Annotated in this window: 21 protein-coding genes and 1 tRNA gene; 9 read left to right on the top strand and 13 right to left on the bottom strand. The window is 64.1% G+C overall.

The annotated features are described in order from the left end of the window. From ACDELDRAFT_RS08480 to ACDELDRAFT_RS08460, 5 genes are all read right to left on the bottom strand, one after another. Positions 1–815: DUF4382 domain-containing protein (locus ACDELDRAFT_RS08480; protein WP_005795546.1), on the bottom strand; the 815-nt coding region annotated here is incomplete at its 3' end. 342 nt (positions 816–1,157) lie between these two features. Next, the gene (locus tag ACDELDRAFT_RS08475) at positions 1,158–2,789 is read right to left on the bottom strand and encodes an ABC transporter ATP-binding protein (RefSeq protein ID WP_005795544.1); all 1,632 of its coding nucleotides are present in this window, start codon (positions 2,787–2,789) and stop codon (positions 1,158–1,160) included. Continuing rightward, entirely contained in the window at positions 2,786–3,868 is a 1,083-nt protein-coding gene (locus ACDELDRAFT_RS08470; protein WP_005795542.1) for an ABC transporter permease, read from the bottom strand. Before ACDELDRAFT_RS08470 ends, ACDELDRAFT_RS08475 begins: the two co-directional genes overlap by 4 nt. After that, on the bottom strand, positions 3,834–4,865 hold the full coding sequence (locus ACDELDRAFT_RS08465; protein WP_005795540.1) for a microcin C ABC transporter permease YejB: 1,032 nt from the start codon (positions 4,863–4,865) through the stop codon (positions 3,834–3,836). Before ACDELDRAFT_RS08465 ends, ACDELDRAFT_RS08470 begins: the two co-directional genes overlap by 35 nt. A 188-nt stretch (positions 4,866–5,053) precedes the next feature. Next, positions 5,054–6,853 (bottom strand): extracellular solute-binding protein, encoded by a 1,800-nt coding sequence (locus ACDELDRAFT_RS08460; protein ID WP_040328522.1) that lies wholly within the window; start codon positions 6,851–6,853, stop codon positions 5,054–5,056. A gap of 117 nt (positions 6,854–6,970) precedes the next feature. Here ACDELDRAFT_RS08460 and fabI point away from each other — a divergent pair, with 117 nt between their 5' ends. Both fabI and ACDELDRAFT_RS08450 read left to right on the top strand, forming a co-directional pair. After that, complete coding sequence (fabI, locus tag ACDELDRAFT_RS08455) at positions 6,971–7,771, top strand: enoyl-ACP reductase FabI (protein WP_005795536.1); 801 nt, start codon at positions 6,971–6,973, stop codon at positions 7,769–7,771. 82 nt (positions 7,772–7,853) lie between these two features. After that, on the top strand, positions 7,854–8,705 hold the full coding sequence (locus tag ACDELDRAFT_RS08450) for a DNA ligase (protein ID WP_005795534.1): 852 nt from the start codon (positions 7,854–7,856) through the stop codon (positions 8,703–8,705). A gap of 238 nt (positions 8,706–8,943) precedes the next feature. Here ACDELDRAFT_RS08450 and ACDELDRAFT_RS08445 read toward each other — a convergent pair whose 3' ends face one another. Next, the gene (locus ACDELDRAFT_RS08445; protein ID WP_005795533.1) at positions 8,944–11,301 is read right to left on the bottom strand and encodes an arginine/lysine/ornithine decarboxylase; all 2,358 of its coding nucleotides are present in this window, start codon (positions 11,299–11,301) and stop codon (positions 8,944–8,946) included. Positions 11,302–11,444: 143 nt separating this feature from the next. Here ACDELDRAFT_RS08445 and ACDELDRAFT_RS08440 point away from each other — a divergent pair, with 143 nt between their 5' ends. Both ACDELDRAFT_RS08440 and ACDELDRAFT_RS08435 read left to right on the top strand, forming a co-directional pair. Continuing rightward, complete coding sequence (locus tag ACDELDRAFT_RS08440) at positions 11,445–11,870, top strand: NfeD family protein (RefSeq protein ID WP_005795531.1); 426 nt, start codon at positions 11,445–11,447, stop codon at positions 11,868–11,870. Positions 11,871–11,902: 32 nt separating this feature from the next. Beyond that, positions 11,903–12,835, top strand: a complete 933-nt coding sequence (locus ACDELDRAFT_RS08435) for an SPFH domain-containing protein (RefSeq protein WP_005795530.1) — start codon at positions 11,903–11,905, stop codon at positions 12,833–12,835. A 38-nt stretch (positions 12,836–12,873) separates the two neighbouring features. Here the strand turns inward: ACDELDRAFT_RS08435 and ACDELDRAFT_RS08430 are convergent, their stop codons facing one another. Continuing rightward, on the bottom strand, positions 12,874–13,233 hold the full coding sequence (locus ACDELDRAFT_RS08430; RefSeq protein ID WP_005795528.1) for an IPTL-CTERM sorting domain-containing protein: 360 nt from the start codon (positions 13,231–13,233) through the stop codon (positions 12,874–12,876). 276 nt (positions 13,234–13,509) lie between these two features. Between ACDELDRAFT_RS08430 and ACDELDRAFT_RS08425 the strand changes: the two genes are divergently transcribed. Further along, positions 13,510–13,599 (top strand) — tRNA-Ser (locus ACDELDRAFT_RS08425). A 227-nt stretch (positions 13,600–13,826) separates the two neighbouring features. Here ACDELDRAFT_RS08425 and ACDELDRAFT_RS08420 read toward each other — a convergent pair. Together ACDELDRAFT_RS08420 and ACDELDRAFT_RS08415 are read right to left on the bottom strand one after the other, a co-directional pair. Next, a complete protein-coding gene (locus ACDELDRAFT_RS08420) occupies positions 13,827–14,831 on the bottom strand; it encodes a dienelactone hydrolase family protein (RefSeq protein ID WP_005795527.1) in 1,005 nt (334 codons plus the stop codon). Positions 14,832–14,884: 53 nt separating this feature from the next. Beyond that, positions 14,885–15,886: a dienelactone hydrolase family protein gene (locus ACDELDRAFT_RS08415; protein WP_005795526.1), complete on the bottom strand. Its 1,002-nt coding sequence runs from the start codon at positions 15,884–15,886 to the stop codon at positions 14,885–14,887. Between the two features lie 609 nt (positions 15,887–16,495). Between ACDELDRAFT_RS08415 and ACDELDRAFT_RS08410 the strand changes: the two genes are divergently transcribed. Both ACDELDRAFT_RS08410 and ACDELDRAFT_RS08405 read left to right on the top strand, forming a co-directional pair. Continuing rightward, entirely contained in the window at positions 16,496–16,678 is a 183-nt protein-coding gene (locus ACDELDRAFT_RS08410) for a hypothetical protein (protein WP_005795524.1), read from the top strand. A gap of 126 nt (positions 16,679–16,804) precedes the next feature. Then, positions 16,805–17,155, top strand: a complete 351-nt coding sequence (locus ACDELDRAFT_RS08405; protein WP_232504743.1) for a hypothetical protein — start codon at positions 16,805–16,807, stop codon at positions 17,153–17,155. A gap of 97 nt (positions 17,156–17,252) precedes the next feature. On the opposite strand, the gene ACDELDRAFT_RS08400 is transcribed toward ACDELDRAFT_RS08405, so the two are convergent. The 3 genes from ACDELDRAFT_RS08400 to ACDELDRAFT_RS08390 are packed head-to-tail and all read right to left on the bottom strand — an operon-like array spanning position 17,253 to position 19,778. Then, positions 17,253–17,945: a hypothetical protein gene (locus ACDELDRAFT_RS08400; RefSeq protein WP_005795522.1), complete on the bottom strand. Its 693-nt coding sequence runs from the start codon at positions 17,943–17,945 to the stop codon at positions 17,253–17,255. Then, positions 17,942–18,943: an MlaD family protein gene (locus tag ACDELDRAFT_RS08395; RefSeq protein WP_005795520.1), complete on the bottom strand. Its 1,002-nt coding sequence runs from the start codon at positions 18,941–18,943 to the stop codon at positions 17,942–17,944. Before ACDELDRAFT_RS08395 ends, ACDELDRAFT_RS08400 begins: the two co-directional genes overlap by 4 nt. A 34-nt stretch (positions 18,944–18,977) precedes the next feature. Next, a complete protein-coding gene (locus tag ACDELDRAFT_RS08390; protein WP_005795518.1) occupies positions 18,978–19,778 on the bottom strand; it encodes an MlaE family ABC transporter permease in 801 nt (266 codons plus the stop codon). A 559-nt stretch (positions 19,779–20,337) separates the two neighbouring features. On the opposite strand from ACDELDRAFT_RS08390, the gene ACDELDRAFT_RS08385 reads away from it, so the two are divergent. Beyond that, the gene (locus tag ACDELDRAFT_RS08385) at positions 20,338–20,982 is read left to right on the top strand and encodes a YitT family protein (protein WP_005795517.1); all 645 of its coding nucleotides are present in this window, start codon (positions 20,338–20,340) and stop codon (positions 20,980–20,982) included. A 548-nt stretch (positions 20,983–21,530) separates the two neighbouring features. Here the strand turns inward: ACDELDRAFT_RS08385 and ACDELDRAFT_RS08380 are convergent. Further along, on the bottom strand, positions 21,531–21,761 hold the full coding sequence (locus tag ACDELDRAFT_RS08380; protein WP_005795515.1) for a hypothetical protein: 231 nt from the start codon (positions 21,759–21,761) through the stop codon (positions 21,531–21,533). Positions 21,762–21,851: 90 nt separating this feature from the next. Here ACDELDRAFT_RS08380 and ACDELDRAFT_RS08375 point away from each other — a divergent pair. Then, positions 21,852–22,036, top strand: a 185-nt coding sequence (locus tag ACDELDRAFT_RS08375; RefSeq protein WP_005795514.1) for a hypothetical protein, incomplete at its 3' end; no start/stop codon positions are given.

The following is a 22,036-nucleotide window of genomic DNA, read 5'->3' as shown; positions in this document are numbered from 1 at the left end:
GCCACCGGTGTCACGGTCTCGGCCGCCACGGGCACCCCGGTCACCACGGCCGACGTGCGGCCCGGCGCCGCCATGACCAGCGTGTAGTTGCCTGGCGCCACGGGCTGCAACAGGAATTTGCCCGTACTGTCGGGAACGGTCGCTTTCACGACGGTGCCGTTGACCTGCAGCGACACGCGGGTGGCACCCGCACCCAGGTCCGGGTCCACATACCCCTGCACGCCGGACACATAGCGCGGAATCACCGTCACCACCGGCTTGAGCAGGTACTGGCCCGACGCGCCGGCCTGCACCACCGACTTGCAGGCATCGAAGTCAAGCACGAAGTCCGCCATCTTGTTCTCGGCGATGTCGATATTGATGTTGGTCTTGACACCCGACTGCTGGCCACTGGGCGTCTTGAGCGCCACTTCGCGGCCGCCAGTGGGCAGCACCGAGTTGGCCAGCGGCTGGGTAGCGCTGTTGTCGGCGAGCACCAGGCGCATCTGGGTGTATTTGCCCGTGGGCAGCGGTATCTGGCCCAGTTCCATCAACACGCCGTTGGTGAGGCTCAGGAGATCCACCCGGCGTGCAGGGTTCAGCACGATTTCAGACCAGCCGGCATCGGCATCGCCCGCGCTGCTGCTTTGGTGCACACGCACCTTTGCCACGGTCACGTGGACGGCGTCGTAGCCGCAACTGGGTGCATCGGTCAGTGCCAGGCGCAGCGTGCCGCTGCCTGCGGCGCTGTCACCACCGCCGCCACCACCGCAAGCGGCCAGACCGGCCAGCAGGGCAGCGCCCAGGGTGAACTTCATTTTTCGGACTAACGTCATGAGGGACCTCTCTCGGTTGGCGCGCTGTTGCGACAGCGCGATTGCATGTGACTTTTTCACATTCAGAGAGTAAAGGCCTGAAACCCCGCAACCTGTAGGACGGCACCTTCGGCGCGGCAACAGATGTAACAGCCTGCGTAGAAGACCGGACAGTGGCGCGCCCAGCGGGCGCCGCCGCGCGTCAGCGGAGATCCGGACTGAGCCAGCTGCCCAGCAAAACGCCGGTGCGGTACGGCGCGCGGCCGACGCCATGTGCGGCTACCGACCCTGGCGCCGCCATGCACTTTCGCCCTCCTCCAACCACAGCCCGGCAGGCGCCGGCCCTCGACGGGAGTGCCCCGCTCAGCCCCCCGGCAACACGGCGGCAGCCGCCACCAGCCGTTGCGTATAAGGGTGCCGGGGCGCGTCGAGCACCTGGCCGACGCCGCCACTCTCGAGCACCTCGCCATCCTTCATCACCAGCACCTCGTGCGCCATGGCGCGGATCACATCCACATCATGGGTGATGAGCAGGTAGCTCAGGCCCTTGTCCTTCTGCAGGCGCTGCAACAGGCCCAGCACCTGCTGCTGGATGGTGACATCGAGCGCGCTGGTGGGCTCGTCCAGCACCAGCACGCGCGGCTGCACGATGAGCGCGCGCGCCACCGCCAGGCGCTGGCGCTGGCCCCCCGAGAACTCATGCGGGTAGCGCGCCAGCAGGCCGGGGAACTGCACCTCGGTCAGGCCCACTTCGGCCAATGCGGCTTCGACACGCCCACGCCGGGCGGCCGTATCGAGCGCGGGCTCGTGCACCTTGAGGCCCTCGCCCACGATCTCCTCCACCGTCAGGCGCGGCGAGAGCGAGGAGAACGGGTCCTGGAACACCACCTGCACCTGGCGGCGCAACCGCTGGTTGGCCGGCGTGTTGCGCATGGCGGGCTGCTCCCAGCCCTGCCCCGCCACCGCCAGCTCGCCACCGTGCGGCAGCAGGCCCAGGATGGCCTGCGCCAGCGTGGACTTGCCCGAGCCCGACTCTCCCACCACGCCCAGCGTGCGGCCAGGTGGCAACTGCAGGGTGGCGCCCTGCACGGCGACGAATTCCCCCTTCTTGACCCAGCCCCGGAAACCGGGCAGCGGCGTGGGGTAGACCACGCGCAGATTCTGAGTCCGCACCACGGGGGGGGTGTCTTCGGGCGATTCGGCCTCGACCACGTCGCGCCGGGGCTGGCTGGCGATGAGGCGCTGGGTGTAGGCATGCTGTGGCGTTCGGAACACCTCGGCCACACTGCCATGCTCCACCAGCACACCCTGCTCCATCACGGCCACGCGGTCGGCGAAGCGGCGCACGAGGTTCAGGTCGTGCGTGATGAGCAGCACGGCCATGCCGCTGCTGCGCTGCAGGTCGGAGAGCAAATCAAGGATCTGGCCGCGCAGCGTGACATCGAGCGCCGTCGTGGGCTCGTCGGCCAGCAACAGCGCGGGCTCGCTCGCCAGGGCCATGGCGATCATGGCGCGCTGGCGTTGGCCGCCGCTGAGCTGGTGCGGGAAGCTGTTGGCGCGCCGTGCGGGCTCGGGAATGCCGGTTTTTGCTAGCAATTCGATAGCTACTTGCGCAGATTGAGCGGTCGTTAGAGCCTTTTTCAGCTCCAAAACCTCGGCAATCTGCTGGCCGATGGTCATCAGCGGGTTCAGCGCCGTCATGGGTTCCTGGAACACCATGGCGATCTCACCGCCGCGCACGCCGCGCATCTCGCGCTCCGATAAAGAGAGCAGGTCGCGCCCGCGCAGCAGGGCCTGGCCGGTGATTTTGGCCTCACCTGCCAGGCGCAGCAGGCTGAGCGCCGTGATGGTCTTGCCCGAGCCGGATTCGCCCACCAGCGCCAGCTTCTCGCCGGGCGCGATGTCAAAGCCCACGCCGCGCACCACCTCCTTGGCGCCAAAGCGCACCGACAGGTCGCGCACCTGGAGCAGCGGGGTATTTACTTCGTTGCTCATCGGTCGGCCTTTCGGGGGTCGAGCGCATCGCGCAGCGCATCGCCCATGAAGGTCAGCAGCAGCAGCGTGACCACCAGCACGCCGAAGGTGGACAGCGAGATCCACCACGCGTCGATGCTGTTCTTGCCCTGCGAGAGCAACTCACCCAGGCTCGGCGTGCCCGGTGGCACGCCCAGGCCCAGAAAGTCGAGCGAGGTCAGCGCCAGGATGGCCGCGCTCATGCGGAACGGCAAAAAGGTGACCACCGGCGTGAGGCTGTTGGGCAGGATGTGGCGCCAGATGATCTGCGCATTGCCCACGCCCAGCGCGCGCGCGGCCTTCACGTAGTCAAGCTGGCGGTTGCGCAGGAATTCGGCGCGCACGTAGTCCGAGAGGCCCATCCAGCCGAACAGGCTCAGCAGAATCAGCAGCAGCGAAATGCTGGGGGCGAACACCGCGCTGAAGATGATGAGCAGGTACAGCTCGGGCATGGAGCCCCAGATTTCGATGAAGCGCTGGAAGGCCAGGTCCGTCTTGCCACCGAAGAAGCCCTGGATGGCCCCGGTGACCACGCCCAGCACCACGCCCGTCACGGTGAGCGCCAGCGCGAACAGCACGCTCACCCGGAAGCCATAGATGAGTTGCGCCAGCAGGTCGCGCCCCCGGTCGTCGGTGCCCAGCCAGTTCTCGCGCGTGGGCGCTGAAGGGTTGGGCGCCTTGGCGAAGTAGTTGAGCGTGTTCGGGCCGTAAGGGTTGAGGGTGTAGAGTGCCCAGTTGCTGCCGCGGGTGATGCGCTCGCGGATGAAGGGATCAAGGTAGTCGGTGGACGTCTCGAAGTCGCCGCCAAAGGTCTTCTCGGAGTAGTCCTTGAGCATGGGGAAGTAGGTCTGCCCTTCGTAGCGCACGATGAGCGGACGGTCATTGCTGACCAGCTCGGCGCACAGGCTCACCAGCACCAGCGTGCAGAAAACGAGCAGGCTCCAGTAGCCCAGGCGGTTGCGCTTGAAACGCAGCCAGGCGCGGCGGGAGGGGGACAGCGAAGCGGGCGATGCCGACACAGGGGGCTTAGTCAAACTTGACACGCGGGTCCACCCACACATAGCAAAGGTCGCTGATGAGCTTGGTGACCAGCCCGATCAGCGTGAACAGGTAGAGCGTGCCCAGCACCACGGGGTAGTCGCGCCGGATCACGCTCTCGTAGCTCAGCAGGCCCAGGCCGTCGAGCGAGAACAGCGTCTCGATGAGCAGCGAACCCGCGAAGAATGCACCGATGAACGCCGCAGGGAATCCCGTGATGATGGGAATCAGCGCATTGCGGAACACATGCTTCCAGAGGACTTGGCGCTCGGAGAGGCCCTTGGCGCGCGCCGTCAGCACGTACTGCTTGCGAATTTCTTCGAGGAAGGCGTTCTTGGTCAGCATGGCCGTCACCGCAAAGCTGCCCAGCACCATGGCGATGATGGGCAAGGTGATGTGCCAGAGGTAGTCCACGATGCGCGCGCCCCAGGACAGCTCTTCCCAGTTGGAGGACGTCAACCCGCGCAGCGGGAACCACTGCAACTGCCCGCCAAAGATGACCAGCAGCGCCACGCCGAGCACAAAGCCGGGAATGGCGTAGCCCACGAGGATGAGCAGCGTGGTGACCAGGTCGAAGCGCGAGCCCGCGCGCACCGCCTTGGCCACGCCCAGCGGCACGGCCACGAGGTAGCTGATGAAGAAGGTCCACAGCCCCAGGCTGATGGAGACGGGGAGTTTCTCCGCCACGAGCTGCCACACGTCCTTGTTCTGGAAAAAGCTCTTGCCCAGGTCGAAGCGCGCGAATTGGCCGAGCATCTGCACGAAGCGCTCATGCGCGGGCTTGTCGAAACCGTAGAGCGCCTTGATCTGCTCCAGCCGCTTGGGGTCCACACCCTGCGCGCCCCGGTAACTGAGGCCGCCCCCTTCGGCACCGCCCGCGCCAGCACCGGCCTTGGCCTCGGCCATGTACTGCTCGACCGGTCCACCCGGCACGAACTGGATCACCACGAAGGTCAGCAGCAGCACGCCCAGCAGGGTGGGCAGCATGAGCAGGATGCGCTTGAAAATATACGCCAGCATCGTTTATGAACCCCTGTGTTCGGTGAGCGTGGCGGCAGAACCCGTCTGCACCGGCCGACGCCACCGGCGCTGCTCGGCACAAGGCATGGGCTGCCCGAAAGCCCGCCCGTACCACTGCCCGGCCCACCTCGGGGTGGGCCGACGGCGTGCGGTGCGGGCTCTGCCTGCCGGGCAGGCACCGGGATGCGTCATGGCCGGGCCCACCAGGTATCCATGACCCAGGCCTCGCCGCTCGAGTAGGGTGGAACCTGGGCGGGCCGCGCCAGCCGCCAGGCGTTGTAGGCCATGCGGTGCGTGGCGGCCGTCCATTGCGGCAGCAGGTAGTGGCTGTGGGCGATGATGCGCTCCAGCGCGTGGCAGGCGGGCAGAAGCTGGGCTTCGGTCTTGGCCGATGTCATGGCGGCGATCATGGCGTCCACGGCCGGGCTCTTCACGCCCGGGAAATTGCCCGAGTCTTCCGTGTCCGCGGCCTTGCTGCCGAACATGTCGGCAAATTCCTGACCCGGGTTGTTGGTGCCCTGGTAGGCCAGCGAGGTGATGTCGAAATCAAACTTCTGCAGGCGCTGCTGGTAAAGCGCAAAGTCCACCGAGCGAAAGCGCAAGGTGATGCCCAGCTTTTCAAGGCTGCGTATCCACGGCGTGATCGTGCGCACACCGCCCTCGTTGCTGTCCATGTATTCCAGCACCATGGCCTGCCCTTGGGCATTGCGCAGGGCTCCATCGCGCACTTCCCAGCCCGCCTCTTTGAGCAGCGCCTGCGCGCGGCGCAGGTTGGCACGCAGGGACGAATCCCCATCGGTTCGGGGCGGTACGGTCATGGGGCCGAAGGCCGCCGCCGGAATGTCTTTGCGAAACGGCTCCATCAGCGCCAGCTCTGCGGGAGATGGCGTGCCGCGTGTCTCGCAGGCGGTGTTGCCGAACAGGCCGTTCACCCGCTGGTAGGCGCCGTAGAACATCTGGCGGTTCATCCACTCGTAGTCGATGGCCAGCCCCAGGGCCTCGCGCACGCGCACGTCCTGCAGCAGGGGGCGGCGGGTGTTGAGCACGTAGCTCTGGAAGCCCGACGGCAGCTTGTGCGCGAACTCGCCCTTGACCAGTTCGCCACTGTCGAACTTCTTGCCATTGACGCGCCGCGCCCAGTCACCCGCGCTGAAAAAGCGCATGAGATCGAACTCGCCGGCCTTGAGGGCCTCGAGCCGCGCCGTAGCGTCCTTGTAGATCTTGACGGTGATGCGGTCAAAGTTGGCGGCGCCCTTGCGCACGTTCAAATCACGCGCCCAATACTGCGGGTCGCGTACATAAGTGATGTCCTTGCCAAAGCGCACCGGGCCGATTTTGTAGGGCCCACTGCCGATGGGGGTGTCCATCACCACCTGGTCGAACGGCTTGGGCTTGCCGCCCTCCACACCCCAGTCGCGGCTGAACACCGGCAAACCGCCCACCGTCAGCGGCAACTCGCGGTTGGGCTGCCGGAAGCGGTAGCGCACCGTGCGGTTGTCCAGCATGTCCACGCCCGCCACATCGATCAGCATCGTCTTGTAGGCCGGCGAGGTGTGGGGCCCCACCAGGGTGTCGAAGCTGTGCTTCACATCCTGCGCCAGCACCGGCTTGCCGTTGTGAAAACGCGCTTCGGGTCGCAGGCGGAAGGTGGCCGAAAGCCCATCGGGCGCCACATCGACATCTTCGGCCAGCAGTCCGTAGCCGGTAGCTGTCTCGTCGAGCGAGCCCACCAGCAGCGAATCGAACATCAACGACGAGAGGTACGCCGGCGCGTTGCCCTTGATCGTGAACGGGTTGTACTTGTCGAACGTCGACGTGCGCAGATTGCTCACCAGGCGCAGTTCACCGCCCTTGGGCGCACCAGGGTTCACGTAGTCGAAGTGCGTGAAGCCGGCGGCGTAGCGCGGCGAGCCCCACAGTGCGTACGCATGCGCGGCCCACGCGGGCAAAGCGCACATCCACAACGAAAGAATCAGCCAAAACCGCATGCGACAATTCTGCACTACGTCGGCGGGGCCTTTGCCCCGAAAGCGGCGCATGCCCTGAGCAATGGGGCCGCCCGCGCCGATCACACACCGATCCCCGCATTCCACAGGAGAACAACCATGGGTTTTCTGTCCGGCAAGAAGCTGCTCATCACGGGCGTGCTGTCCAACCGTTCCATCGCTTACGGCATTGCCAAGGCCTGCCACGCCCAGGGCGCCGAACTCGCCTTCAGCTACGTGGGCGAACGCTTCAAGGACCGCATCACCGAGTTTGCCGCCGAGTTCGATTCCAAGCTGATCTTTGATTGCGATGTGGGCAGCGACGAGCAGATTGAGCGCATGTTTGCCGACCTGGCCCAGGCGTGGCCGAAGTTTGACGGTTTCGTGCACAGCATCGGCTTTGCACCGCGCGAGGCGATTGCCGGCAACTTTCTTGACGGCCTCTCGCGTGAGGGCTTCCGCATTGCCCACGACATCAGTGCCTATAGCTTTCCGGCCATGGCCAAGGCTGCCCTGCCCTACCTGAACGACAAGTCCTCGCTGCTGACGCTGTCGTACCTGGGCGCGCTGCGTTCCATCCCCAACTACAACACCATGGGCCTGGCCAAGGCCAGCCTGGAAGCCAGCGTGCGCTACCTGGCCGAAGCCGTGGGCCGCACCGAGGACGGCCGCAGCATCCGCGCCAACGGCATCAGCGCCGGCCCCATCAAGACGCTGGCCGCCAGCGGCATCAAGGACTTCGGCAAGCTGCTCAGCCGCGTAGCCGATGCCGCTCCGCTGCGCCGCAACGTGACCATCGAGGACGTGGGCAACGTGGCGGCCTTTCTGCTGTCCGATCTGGCCAGCGGCATGACGGCCGAGATCACCTATGTGGATGGCGGCTTCAGCCAGACCGCAGGCCTGAGCGCGGACCAGGTGTAACCCCTCGTCCGGCCAATTTCTGCAGGAAACAGGCTGCAGCGCTTGCTGCGCGTTACGCAGTAGCTACTGATTAGATAGCACCATGCACCGTCGAAGCTGCCTGGCCCTTTTGGCTTTCGCCGCGTTATCGCCAGCGCCAGCGCTGGCTGCCGACGCACCCGCCCTGCTGCTGGCCCAGGTGTACCGCCCCGGCCTGCCTCTGGGCGACTATTGGGTCAGCGAGAAATACGACGGCGTGCGCGGCTTCTGGGATGGCCGCACGCTGCGCACCCGCGGCGGCGAGAGGGTGGCGGCCCCTGCCTGGTTCACCGCAGGCTGGCCGGACATGCCCATGGATGGCGAACTCTGGGCGGGGCGCGGCCGCTTCAGCCACGCACAATCCACCGTGCGCCAACAGCAGCACGACGATGCCGCCTGGCGCCAGATGCGCTTCATGGTTTTTGATCTGCCGGCGCAGGGGGGCCCTTTCGATCAGCGCCTGCCCGCCCTCAACGCGCTCGTCGCCCGCATCGGCCAACCGTGGGTGCAGGCGGTGCCGCAACGCCGCGTGGCAAGCGACGCTGCGCTGCAGGCACTGTTGCGGCACACCGTGCGCGCCGGAGGCGAGGGCCTGATGTTGCACCGAGGCGCATCGTTGTACCGCGCCGGACGCAGCGATGATCTGGTGAAAGTGAAGACGCACGAGGACACCGAGGCCCGCGTGGTGGCCCACCTGCCTGGCAAAGGCCGCCATGCCGGGCGCATGGGTGCCTTGCTGGTCGAGATGCCCTCGGGCCAGCGCTTCCGCTTGGGCGCGGGCTTCAGCGATACCGACCGCGAACATCCGCCGCCCGTGGGCAGTTGGGTCACCTACCGCTTCCGCGGAACGCATGAGGGTGGCCGGCCTCGTTTTGCGAGCTTCGTGCGCCTGCGCGAGGACATGCCCGCGCAGTAAGCAGCGGCCCATCGTCGCCTCGGGCCGCCCAGGCATCCCAAGGCGTCATGCGCGTGGCGCGAGGCAGGCCACAGACACCTGGCCTGGAGGCCTGCCGCCAGCACTGGTGGTGACGCACCGCGCGGCGTTCGCTATCAGAATAGAAGCGCGTTGCGCACACCTATCAAGCGCCTCAGGCACTTTCAGCCCGTGCCGGCCTGCAAGGGCAGCAAATTGCCGCCCGCAGGCCATCCAGCCTTTACACGTTGCGGCCGTAGGGGCCGTCGTCGCCCATCTGGACGAGATTTTTGGACGTGGCCAGCGGCCGGGGCTGGCGCGGCTTGTCGGCCACGCAGTCGGCGTAGTAGCGCACCTGGCCGCTCTCGTCCTCCACTTCCACCAGGCCATGGATGTCGGTTTCAAAACCGGGGCACAGCTTGGCGAATTCGCGGGCGAACTTGAGGTAGTCCACGATTTTCTTGTTGAACACCTCGCCAGGGATCAGCAGCGGAATGCCCGGGGGGTACGGAGTGACCAGGCCCACGGTGATGCGGCCCTCAAGGTGGTCGATCTCCACGCGCTCGGTCGTGCGGTGCGCAATGTGTGCGTAGGCGTCCGACGGCTTCATGGCGGGCGTGAGGTCCGACAGGTACATCTCGGTGGTCAGGCGCGCGATGTCGTATTTGGCGTACATCTCGTGCACGTGCTGGCACAGGTCCTTAAGGCCCATGCGCTCGTAGCGCTTGTGCTGCTGGCAGAACTCGGGAAGGATGCGCCACATGGGCTGGTTCTTCTCGTAGTCATCCTTGAACTGCTGCAGCGCCGTCAGCAACGTGTTCCAGCGGCCCTTGGTAATGCCGATGGTGAACATGATGAAGAAGCTGTACAGCCCCGTCTTCTCGACCACCACGCCGTGCTCGGCCAGGTACTTGGTCACGATGGACGCCGGGATGCCGGTCTTGTCGAACTTGCCGTCCAGGCTCAGGCCCGGCGTGACGATGGTGGACTTGATCGGGTCCAGCATGTTGAAGCCATCAGCCAGCTGGCCGAAGCCATGCCATTTGCTGCCCTTCTTGCCCTTGCCGTCGCTGCGGATGATCCAGTCTTCGGCGCGGCCGATGCCCTCGTCCACGAGCTTGTCAGGCCCCCACACCTTGAACCACCAGTCGTTCTTGCCGAATTCTTCCTCCACTTGGCGCATGGCGCGGCGGAAGTCCAGCGCTTCGAGAATGCTCTCTTCCACCAGCGCCGTGCCGCCGGGCGGCTCCATCATGGCGGCCGCCACATCGCAGCTGGCGATGATGCTGTACTGAGGGCTGGTGCTGGTATGCATCAGATAGGCCTCGTTGAACAGGTGGCGGTCGAGCTTGGTGGTCTGCGAGTCCTGCACCAGCACATGGCTGGCCTGGCTGATGCCGGCCAGCAGCTTGTGGATGGACTGCGTGGCATAGGTCACCGAATGCTTGGGACGCATGCGCTTCTTGCCCATGGCGTGGTAGCTGCCATAGAACGGGTGGAAGGCGGCGTGCGGCAGCCAGGCTTCGTCGAAGTGCAGATTCTCGACGTAGCCATCGAGCATGCCCTTGATGGTCTCGGTGTTGTAGAGCACGCCGTCGTAGGTGGACTGCGTGAGCGTGAGCACGCGGGGCTTCACCTTCTTGGCGTCCACACCCTTGAGCAACGGGTTGGCCCTGATCTTGGCCTGGATGGCCGCAGGCTCGAACTCGCTTTGCGGGATAGGCCCGATGATGCCGAAGTGGTTGCGCGTGGGCTTCATGAACACCGGGATGGCCCCGGTCATGATGATGCTGTGCAGGATGGACTTGTGGCAGTTGCGGTCCACCACCACCACGTCGCCGGGCGCCACGGTGTGGTGCCACACCATCTTGTTCGATGTGGACGTACCGTTGGTCACGAAGAAACAGTGGTCGGCGTTGAAGATGCGCGCGGCATTGCGCTCGCTTTCACCGATAGCGCCGTTGTGGTCCAGCAGTTGGCCCAGTTCCTCCACCGCGTTGCACACATCGGCGCGCAGCATGTTCTCTCCATAGAACTGGTGGTACATCTGGCCCACCGGGCTCTTCAGGAACGCCACGCCGCCCGAATGGCCGGGGCAGTGCCAGCTGTACGAGCCGTCTTCGGCGTAGTCCAGCAGCGCCTTGAAGAACGGTGGCTGCACGCTCTCAAGGTAGCTCTTGGCTTCGCGAATGATGTGCTTGGCCACGAATTCGGGGGTATCCTCGAACATGTGGATGAAGCCGTGCAGTTCGCGCAGGATGTCGTTGGGCAGGTGGCGGCTGGTCTTGGTCTCGCCGTGCACATAGATGGGCACTTCGGTGTTCTTGCGCCGCACCTCGCCAATGAAGGTGCGCAGGCTCAACACGATGGGGTCCAGCCCCTCACCCAGCGTGAACTCCTCGTCGTCAATCGACAGAATGAAGGCACTGGCCCGGCTTTGCTGCTGGGCAAACTGCGACAGATCTCCGTAGCTGGTGACGCCCAGCACCTCAAAGCCCTCGGCCTCGATGGCCTGCGCCAGGGCGCGAATGCCCAGTCCCGATGTGTTCTCGGAACGATAGTCCTCGTCGATGATGACGATAGGAAAGCGAAACTTCATGTGCAGCCTCCGTGCAACCGTGCCCTGCCGGCCAAAAAACGAAACAGGCGCGAAGTGTAAGGAATAACCTTGACCAGCCTTTGAAGTGCCACCCTTTTGACCCAGAATGTGGTGAACGAAAGACAAACGCTGAAGGGGGCGCTATGGAGGAATCCACCATCTGGTGGCTGATGTGCGGCGTGGCCGTGGGCACCGAGCTGCTCACGGGCACGTTCTACCTGCTGATGCTGGCCGTGGGGCTGGCGGCAGCAGCGCTGGGTGCCCATCTGGGCCTGCCGCTCACGGCGCAGATCGTCACGGCCGCGCTGGTGGGCGGCGGCGCGGTGGTGGCGTGGCATCAGTTCAAGAAACGCCGGCCTGGCGATCCGTCGGCCCGTGCAGACCGCAGCGTGAACCTGGACGTGGGCGAAACCATCATGATCGATGGCTGGAATGCCGACGGCACAGCCAGCGTGAAATACCGGGGCACCCAATGGACCGCCATCCACCGCCCCGGCGTCACCCCCGCCACGGGCATGCACCGCGTGGCAGAACTCGTGGGCAACCGCCTGCTGGTCGACCCCGTCTGATCCTTCATCACCCGCCCAACGCAAAGGCCTCCATGGAAATCGCCATCGTCCTCTTCATCATCGCCGTGATCTTCATCGCCCGGTCCGTCAAGGTCGTGCCCCAGCAGAATGCCTGGGTGAAGGAGCGCCTGGGCAAGTATGCGGGCACGCTCACGCCGGGCCTGAACTTCCTGGTGCCGTTCGTGGACCGCGTGGCCTACAAGCACAGCCTCAAGGAAATTCCGCTCGACGTGCCCAGCCAGATCTGCATTACGCGCGACAACACGCAGTTGCAGGTGGACGGTATCCTGTACTTTCAGGTCACCGACCCCATGCGCGCCAGCTACGGCTCCAGCAACTACATCATGGCCGTCACCCAACTGGCGCAAACCTCGCTGCGCAGCGTGATCGGCAAGCTGGAGCTCGACAAGACCTTCGAGGAACGCGACATCATCAACGCCCAGGTGGTACAGGCCATCGACGAAGCCGCGCTGAACTGGGGTGTGAAGGTGCTCCGCTATGAAATCAAGGACCTGACCCCTCCGAAGGAAATCCTCCACGCCATGCAGGCGCAGATCACCGCCGAGCGCGAAAAACGTGCGCTGATCGCTGCATCCGAAGGCCGCCGCCAGGAGCAGATCAACATTGCCACGGGCGAGCGCGAGGCATTCATTGCCCGCTCCGAAGGTGAAAAGCAGGCAGCAATCAACAAGGCCCTGGGCGAGGCCGCCTCGATCAAGGCCGTGGCCGAGGCCAATGCAGAAGCCATCGAACGGGTGGCTGCCGCCATCCGCCAGCCTGGCGGCGAGCAGGCCGTGCAACTCAAGGTGGCCGAGAAGGCCGTCGAGGCCTACAGCCAGGTGGCTTCAGATGCCGCCACCACGCTCATCGTGCCGAGCAACATGACCGAAGTGTCGGCCCTGATCGGCTCCGCCATGAAGATGGTGCAGACCAGCGCTGGCCCGCGCAGCCAGGCACAAGGGTAAGCTGGACAAGCGGGGCGAAGCGCCCCCCACGCACCGGCTCAGCGTGCACGCCTGCGCCTTGCGTGCACCACTGGGGCCAGCAGACCGAACGAAAGCACGACCAACGCCCAGTCTGAAAGGGTCGGCACGGATTTCACGCCTTCGGGTGGAGGTGGCGGAGCATCGTCGTTAAGGATCGTGCCCGTCGCTACCGCCGAGGCCCCCGCTGCCATACCGACGAAGCCATCGAGTTGCAACGTGCAGTTTTCATCGTGCTCAACTGCTGCGTCACCCTGGAGCAAGACCGTGACGTTTTTGGGCGCACTGTCGTTCGCGGCCCATGTGAGGGTGCCGCTCGCGGCCACGTAGTCGGCCCCCGCCAGGGCGGTTCCGTCGACCGTGTGCCAGCTCACACCCATGTGGTGGGTGACGCCCGGGACACCGAGACATTGAACATCAAGGAGGCTGTGCCTGCGTTTCCTTCGGCAAGCGATACGTCGCCAATCGTCACCAAAGGAGCATCCATCAACCGGCTTGCGAGGCGCAGTCAAGACGCAGAGCCAAATATGGAAACCAGCCATCCCGCATCCGCGCCCTGCGTATCTTGAACGGCACCTTAAACGCGTCCCTTTTTTGCCGCTGAACGGCCAGGGAGAGCAAACAACGGGTTTACTGTGGCTATAATTGAAGGCTCAGGAGAGGTGGATGAGCGGTTTAAGTCGCACGCCTGGAAAGCGTGTGTGGGCTAATCCCCACCGCGGGTTCGAATCCCGCCCTCTCCGCCACAAAAATTTTCTAAGTCATTGATTTAGAAAGCAAAAAGCCACCACAAGGTGGCTTTTTTGTTTTTTAGCCACCTTTCTAACCATCTTTCGTTGGTGACTTCAGTAGGATTTCGCTAGACCACCTCGGACGATCAGCAAAAAATTCTGATCAATCCGAAGGCTCAGTCGTCTGAGAGCAATCGCTACATTGAACGCTATCCGGCACTGATTAGTGCCCACTTGATCGATCACGGTGCTTTTGGAAGGTGCCTCTCAACAAACGCCAGAATGTCGCTCCGCGTAATGTCCGTGAACTTATTGCTGCTGCAGATGGGGAAGGGGTTGTACTTGTTTAGCGCCCGAGTGCACACGTTGTCTTCTGCCCTACGACCAACGCCTCGGGTTGGGGAGTCCCATGCGTGCGTGGCGCCTTCAAAGTTCGTCCACTTCTCGACGCCTTTGAACACTTTGTCCACGTTGCACTGAGACAGCGGCGTGGCGGTGTCGGCAGTTCCGGTGAAAGCGATCACAGGTGCCACATAGTTGCCCAGCGGAGGAGCGTCTTCACGATCCGTACTGCCGCTGGGCGCACGACCAAAGATGGAGTCTTTCACGTAGCAGTTGGGGTAAAGCGACACACCACCAGCCAGCAACGCCTTCACTTCGCCACTGAGGTTGTGACTTGTGAAAGCACGCAGCACAGTCCATCCGCCTTGGCTGTCGCCAATCACGAACGTCTTCTTAGGATCAGCACCTTCGGATTGTGTGAACCGTGCAGCGGCGATTAGGTCAAGCACACGCATGTTGGCACCAAAGCGAGTCCAACTGAGCCAGTTTTCAGTGCGCCCCCGTGACCAATACGAGTCGAGAATCAGAATGTTGGCGTCGAGGTTGCGTTTGGCCCACACAGCGGTGTCCAGGTTGCCGGGTGCCACACCATGACCACCATGAACGATGATGATGGTGGGGCGCTCAAAAACTCGACCGTTCTGTGCCGTCCAGCTTGAGAACAGCATGCCTTTGCCGCTATAAGACGGAACATTGGCAGCGAACAAATTGAGCCCGTTGTTCACCAGCGGCCGCTCCATGTTCCAGCCATGGGACGATGCGGGAGGTGTTTGCTCCACGATGGTTGGTTGGTACTTTTCAACAGGGATAACATCGTCCGAAGCTGCCCAAGATGAGGCCGCAGCCATGCACAGCACTGCGCTACCAAAAAGCGACAGAAGCGGCTTACAAATCAGATTGCTCATTTTTTCTGCTCAGATTTCAAAGAGTTGTTTGCTGCAGCTGCAGCAAGCGGAGGCTATTGCACTTTGGAAATGTGCCGTTCAACAAAGGCAAGAATGTCGCTGCGCATGATCTCGGTGTACTTGTTGTTGCGGCAGACCGGGAACTGGTTGTACTTGTTGAGCGCGTTAGAGCAACTGCCATCGACACCAGGCCGACCGATGCCGCCGCTGGGTGAGTCCCAAGAGTGAGTCGCACCTTCAAAGTTGGTCCATTTCTCAACCCCTTTGAACACCTTCTCGACATTGCACTGCGACAGAGGTGTTGCCGAGTCATTCGTCCCAGTAAACGCAATCACAGGCGCCACGTAGTTGCCGAGAGGTGGGGCAAACTGCTTGTCCGTGGTACCGCTGGGGGAGCGGCCAAAGATCGACTCTTTCACGTAGCAGTTGGGGTACAGCGATGCACCGCCGACCAGCAAGGATTTCACCTCACTGCTGAGGTTGTGATTGCTAAAGGCTCGCAATACTGTCCAGCCGCCTTGGCTTCCACCGATCACGAAGGTCTTCTTCGGATCAGCGCCTTGGCTTTGCGTAAAACGCGCTGCTGCGATCAGATCGAGCACGCGCATATTGGCACCGTACTCCGTCCACGCAAGCCAGTTCTCCGACTTTCCGCGCGACCAGTAGGAGTCCAAGATCAGGATATTGGCTTTCAACTCTTTGCGCAGCCAGACGGCCACGTCCACGTTGGCCGGGGAGATGCCGTGACCTCCGTGCACGATGATCACGGTTGGCTGCTCAAACACACGCCCCTGCTGGGGAGTCCAGCTTGAGATCAGCTTTCCCTTGCCGTTGTACGCGGGGACGTTGGCGGCAAACAGATTCATGCCATAAGCCGCCATGGGCCGCTCCAACTCCCAACCATTGGGTTTCTCGGGGGCGAACTGCACAATGATGGCAGGTTGAAACTTCTCCACAGGGATCACATCGTCATTTGCATGGCTGGTTATCGACGCCACGCCGATAGCAATCACGGCTGCTAAGCGAGAAACAGCCTTGAAAAATCGTCTGATCATGAGAGTGTTCTTTTCGTTCGTATGGATGATCCATCAGGGAAGCTGCAGAGGCCTCGGGTCAGCGCCTTGTCGTATGCCGGAACTTGGCGACTTTGCTGGGCATATGTGCACCCTGTGTAAAAAGAGGCTGCACCATCAACAGACCGATAGCGCCCCAAAGTGCATTTTTGTGGATGGGCATAACTGAAGTCCTCCCTATAACTTGGCTAGCTGGTTGGTTGTTTAGTGGAGTATCACAGGGGCAGCAATGCTGCGTCGATCATGGCCACTGACGTTCTCTCCTGTCTTGCGCCAGCCCCAAGCGCTGCCATTCGGAGAGATCGAAAATTGCCATCACATCACCTTGACAACGCAGGTCCTCAATGCGTTTGTCTTGCTGCTCGACGAGACCCGTTGGCGCAGAGCCTCGCAATCGCCCCATTTGTCTCTCCTGCCGCGCGCGCATTTGCAACACCAGGTAACGCCTTCCTCGGCAGCCAAGGAATCGCCCTAGTCTTACAGACGGAACCTGTGCGACTTGCTGAAATCTAATCGACTGGCCATTGAGGTTTGTCTGAAAGGCCATTGAGGACTTTCTCACCCTTGTCGCTTTTGTGGAGGACCGCCGCCATGAACCGTCATAAACCGCAACCCGGTACCCGTGCCATCATGGCATTCACCGCCACTGTGGTGTTGTCGGTACTGGCCGCAGTATTAGGTTTGTTGCCCGACGTTGCTGTGCAGTCGGCCGACTCGATTTCTCACCTGCCCAACCATCTGGACCAACTCTTACCCACGGGGTTCTTTGAGTAGGGATGCAAGATGGGATGCGGCAACTGCGCTATCGAACCGAAGCCCTCGAAATATGCAGAGCGCCGCAGCGCCATGCAGCCGGCATACCAAGCTTTCGGGTGATTGCATGTCTATGGAGGGATTCTCGTGAACCGCCCCCTTCGCGCATTTCTTTACCCCGCTGCTGCCGCAATGGCGCTGGGATTCCTCGGCGGGTGTGCAAGCCATGCCGACGAATCGGTTGAGGCATTCTCACGCTGGCACGACACTGCCCGCAGACAAGCTGAAAATGGCACTCTGCAGTGGAGCGACTTTTACCAGCAGAGCTTTGACCGGCTGGCTGCCCTCAGCCCCTCGTTGCAGCAAGATACGCAGTTGGAAAAAACAGTCCTGCTCCTGTCCCACGCGCGCAAGTTTGAAGCCCGTGAGTTAACGCCCCAGCAGTTCGCTGCCGAAAGAGCGGTGATCGAAACCCAGTTGGCTGCAAGATTGCGGTAACTGCGACAGAGGTTGGGCGCACCGCCGAGCCGTCGCTCAGCATGTACCCGCTTTAGATGTGTCCGCTCTGGATGTGCCCGCCCCGCAGGGGCTGCGCTTACCTGGAAACGCCGCCCTGCTCCACGATGGCAATGCGCCGTTGCACCGCTGCAGCCGCCACCGCATCGCCCGCAGCCTGGGCACGTTCACGCTGCAGCGCCAGCCACGCCAGAAGAGGCCGGCGCCAACCCTGCGCAGAAGCCGTGTCGATCGCCAGCGCCACGGAGCCCGGCGTTGCCCGGCCGGTCCTCAGCTGCACCCCCGCAGCCACCAGCCGGGACAGAGGATCGGTGATCGCTGCCAGTGGCGCAGCAGCGTTCGCGTTGGCCGCCCGGGCGGCCTCTCGCTGGGCAGAGGGCAGCAACGCCAGATCGTCCGCAGCGGCTTCGCCCGCCAGGTAACGGGCGTAGGCTTTTTCGGCCGCAGGCGCGTCTGCGCTCAGGGCCTCGAAGCCCGAACACGGCTCGAACACCAGACTGGCCACACGCCCGGCGCAACGCAGCAATTCCACGCGGGCCAGCAGATCGGGGCGGCCCGTGCGGGCCACTTCACGCCGAGCAAGATCCCACTCCAGCTGTTCCACACGAACGTCGCCTGCCAGATAGGCGTTTTGCGCCTTCTGCGAAGCGCCATGGGCATTGAGCTGCCACTCGGGGGCCGGGGGTCCGCTGGCACAGGCGGCGAGCGCCATGGCCAGACACAGCAGACCGCCGCGGAAAAGGCCCATGCAGGACAAGGCGGATGTGGTCATGGCAGCTGCAGTTCCGTGTTGCGCGCGAAGGGCCATTTGCGGTTGATCTCGTTGACCAGGCCTTCCACCTTGCGCAGGTTGCTTTCAACCTCGGCCCGCAAAGCACCCAGGTCGGTGGTGGCCTCGCGTGTGTTGGCGCCAATGGCCTGCGCCTCGACCAGCACCGCATCCACCTTGCGCAGACTGCCGCGCGCTTCGGCCAGCAGGCTGTTGAGTTGCACCACGGTAGCCCGCACTTCGGGCACCAGTGCGTCCTTGCCGTCCTGCCCAAACACCTGCCGGTCGGCCCGGGCCACCATGCCGTCCAGACGGGCCAGCAGGGCATTGGTGCGGTCCAGCGTCGCCACGATCTTGCGGGCATCGGCCTCGTTGCCCATCAGCACGCCAAGCGCCCCGCCAGGCCCGTTCAGCCGCTCTGTGAGTTCTCGGGCCTGGCCCAGGCTGCGGCCCAGGGCGGCATCTTCGGCGGTCAATGCGTTGAGGTTGCCCAGCAGCTCCCGCGCGGAAGCCATGAGCTGGGGAATTTCTGCGGTGGCGTCGCCGCGCAGCACGGGCCGCACGGCTCCTGCGGGCAGGATAGGGTCGCTCAGCATGCCCGAATAGGCGCGGATATTGGTGCCGCCAACCACGCCGCGCACCAGCGTGAAAACGCTTGACTGGCGCAGCCAGTGGGCATCTTTCAAAGGCACGTCCACCACGATGCGGGCGTTGCCGTCCTCCGATAGTTCGATCCGCCGCACGCGGCCAATGGGAAAGCCCGAGAACGTCATGTCCATGCCCACGACCACGCCTTCCGAGTCGTCGGCCGTGAGCACCAGCGTCTGCGTGGGCTCGAAGGCGCCGCGCGCATACAGCAGGTAAAGGCCAGAGCCCACGATCAGCGCCAGCGTGAACAGCAGCAGCGCAGCAGCCTTGATCTGCAGATAGGCCACGGGCCTCAGCGGCTGCGCATCGGGGGGCAACGGCGGTTGCGGCGGCGTGGAGGAAGGGTGGTTCATGGGGCGCAGCAGGGGTTCATCAAAACCATGGCGGTCAATAGTAGTTGCCCACGAGCGAAACCACCTCGATCAGCAGCAGCACGGCAAACATGCGCGCCAGGCCGCCCAGTTCAGAGTCGGGGACAGCGCCCTCGCCCGCGTCGTACATGCCGGCGGTGGTGGGGATCAGGGCCACGGCCAGACTGGAAAACAGTGTCTTGAGCGAAAACACCAGCGTCACCGCGGGCGAAAACACATGCCCGAACATGCGTGTGTAGCTGGGCAGGCCCGCCAGGTTGAAGCCATACACGCTCAGGTAGGCCATCACCAGCGCCACCACGCACGACAGCGCTGCCAGCGTGATGCTGGCGAACACACCGGCCGCCACGCGCGGCAGCAGCTCCATGCGCACCGGGTCGCCACCATGGGCGCGCAGCGCATCGAAACGCCCCGATTGGCGCAGCAACGCCAGCTGGGTGCCCGCGGGTATGGTGCAGCGCATCGCCACGAACAGCGTGGCGGTCAGCGGGATGAGCTCGAGCACCAGCACCCGGATCACCATTTCGAGGGCATAGCGCGACAGGCCATAGCTCAACGCCGTCACCACCACAATGCGCGTGATCACCAGGCACAGCAAGGCGGCCAGCACCGTGAAGCCCGTGAGGATGGGTGCCGTGTCAAGGTAGACATGGCGTGCAAGCGTGGCGCGTGCCGACCGCGTGTAGCTGGAAGGCGAAAGCACCAGCACCAGCACCACCGCGCCCAGATACACGATGCGCCCCCAGGCGAGCGCCCAGCGCCGCAGAGTGCGCCACAGGCGCTCGGGCAACGAATATCCTGGCAGGCGGGTGAGCATGGGGCGGATGATAGCGTCCGCGCACTCGTCATTTGAAAAAAAATACCACTCCAGCGCTTGCAGGACAAGCGCAATCAGCTATGGATTAAATAGCATTGCAGGGTGCCGGATCTGCCGCTGCACGGACCCGTAGGAGCCTGCTTGCAGGCCGATCGCGCCAGCGGGCTCGAAGAGGCGGCGGTGGACTGGTGGACTGGTGGACTGGTGGACTGGTGGACTGGTGGATTAGCGGATTGATGGATTGATGGATTGATGGAAATGGCAAGGCTTGCCGACCCCACCCCCGAATCCGAACCCATCCCGCGACGCAGATGTGGACCCGCCAGCGTCCGGGCCCTGCGGATGGGCCGGTCGCGGATCGCGCGGGGCTACCGACGCACGTCCGGGTTTTCCACAACGCTCTTTGCATCAAACATGCCTCCAGCGCTTTCTCGGTGGACGCCAGGCGCTATCATTTCAAAAGCATGTCCGCGCCAGCGCCTGCCATCGGCCATTGACGCAGAACAAGCCAGGCATGGCGCTTGCGTGCTCCAATCCGCTCCCGCCCAGCCCAACCACCATGAACCGCTCGACAACCGCCCCCGCTTCCGCCATGAAAGCTCCTGCCACCATCGTGCCCCACACGCTGACCGAAGACGCGGTGGCGGTGTTCACCGGCGTGCTGTTGATATCGGTGGGCGTGGCCTTCTTCACGAGTGCCGGGCTGCTCACGGGCGGCACCGCCGGGCTGGCTTTCTTGCTGCACTACGCCACGGGCATCGGCTTCGGCAAGATCTTCTTTGTGCTCAACCTGCCGTTCTACTGGCTGGCCCTGCGCAAGCTGGGGCGCGAGTTCACGCTCAAGACATTTGCCGCCGTGCTGCTGCTGTCGGTGCTGACCGAGGTGCAGGCGCAGTTCCTGCAGTTCTCGCACCTCCAGCCCCTGTATGCCGCCATTGCCGGCGGGCTGATCACCGGCACCGGCTTTCTGGTGCTGTTTCGCCACCGCTGCAGCCTGGGGGGTGTGGGCATTCTGGCCCTGTACCTGCAGGACCGCTATGGCTGGCGCGCCGGCAAGGTGCAGATGGCCGTGGACTGCTGCATCGTGCTGCTGGCGCTGTGGACGGTAGAGCCGCTGCGCGTGGCCTGGTCGGTCGCCGGGGCCGTGGCCCTGAACCTGGTGCTGGCCATGAACCACCGTCCTGGCCGCTACATGGCGGTCTGATCTCGCCGGTTTCACCTGCTGCGTTGCCATCGCCAAACGGCGCACAACCCAGCACCCACCAGGCCCGGCCCGTTAACCACGCGCACAGCCGGTGCCCGGTGCTCTGTGCGCTCCCCCCCCGCCCCAGAGCCGCTCTCTGTCGCTTGCTGGGATATGCCCCGGCACTGCCCAGGACCAGACCGCAGGCAGCGGGGCAGCCTTCGCGCCGGCAAGGACACGATGAACCGAATGCCCCAAGCCAAAGCGCTGCACCACCAAACGGCAAACGGCAATCCCCGAGGATGGAGCCGCAAGGGCCATCGCGCGGCGCCGGAAACTTTTTCGGCTGGCGGCTATCATTCCCAGATGCGTCGCGTGCTGTCTTTTGCGCTGGTGGTCCTGCTGGTCCTTCGAGGGCTCATGGGCACCGCCATGGCCGAAGGGCTGGCGCCTGCGCAACCCGCCAAGATCGCTCGCGTGGCAGAGGTGACGCTCCAGAGCGGGCACTCGCTAAAGGCCCCTGCAGTGCAGCACTCCGCGCCAAGCCATACCCTGTCCGAGCACGCCGCTCATGCGCACAGCGCGGCCCCTGCAGACATGGAAACCCACGCTGCCGCGTGCGAGGACGGTACATCCAACGCATGCAGCCACGAGCACAGCGCAAGCTGCCCTGATTGCGACATCTGCCACTCGGCCATGCTGGCGCTGCCCGCCATGCCCACCCGTTCGCTGCGGGTGACCGGTGCCGTGCGCCCGGCCGAGGCCGTGCCGTTTGCCAGCGTGCCCGCGGCGCGCACCATCAAACCCCCCCATCGCCTGATCTCCGAGCCCGAAGTGCGTCTGCCGAGGCCTGATGCCGCCCCGCCGGGGCGCTGTCGGGCGGCAGCGCCATGTTTCACCCGTTGCTGGAGATCGCCGTGCGCGCCCTCACCTATTCCCTTTCCTCCCCCGGGCCCATGGTCTGCCTGGCACTGCTCGTGCCCCTGGCGGCCTGGGCCCAGAGCCCCGATGGGCCGCGCGATGCCGCCCATCCCGACGCCCCTGTGGCCCCGCTGGTTCACCCGGCGCTGCAAAC

It is taken from the genome of Acidovorax delafieldii 2AN (genome assembly GCF_000175235.1).
Classification (GTDB): domain Bacteria; phylum Pseudomonadota; class Gammaproteobacteria; order Burkholderiales; family Burkholderiaceae_C; genus Acidovorax; species Acidovorax delafieldii_B.
Note: the sequence above shows the minus strand (reverse complement) of the source record. Positions and strands in the feature narration are given on the sequence as shown.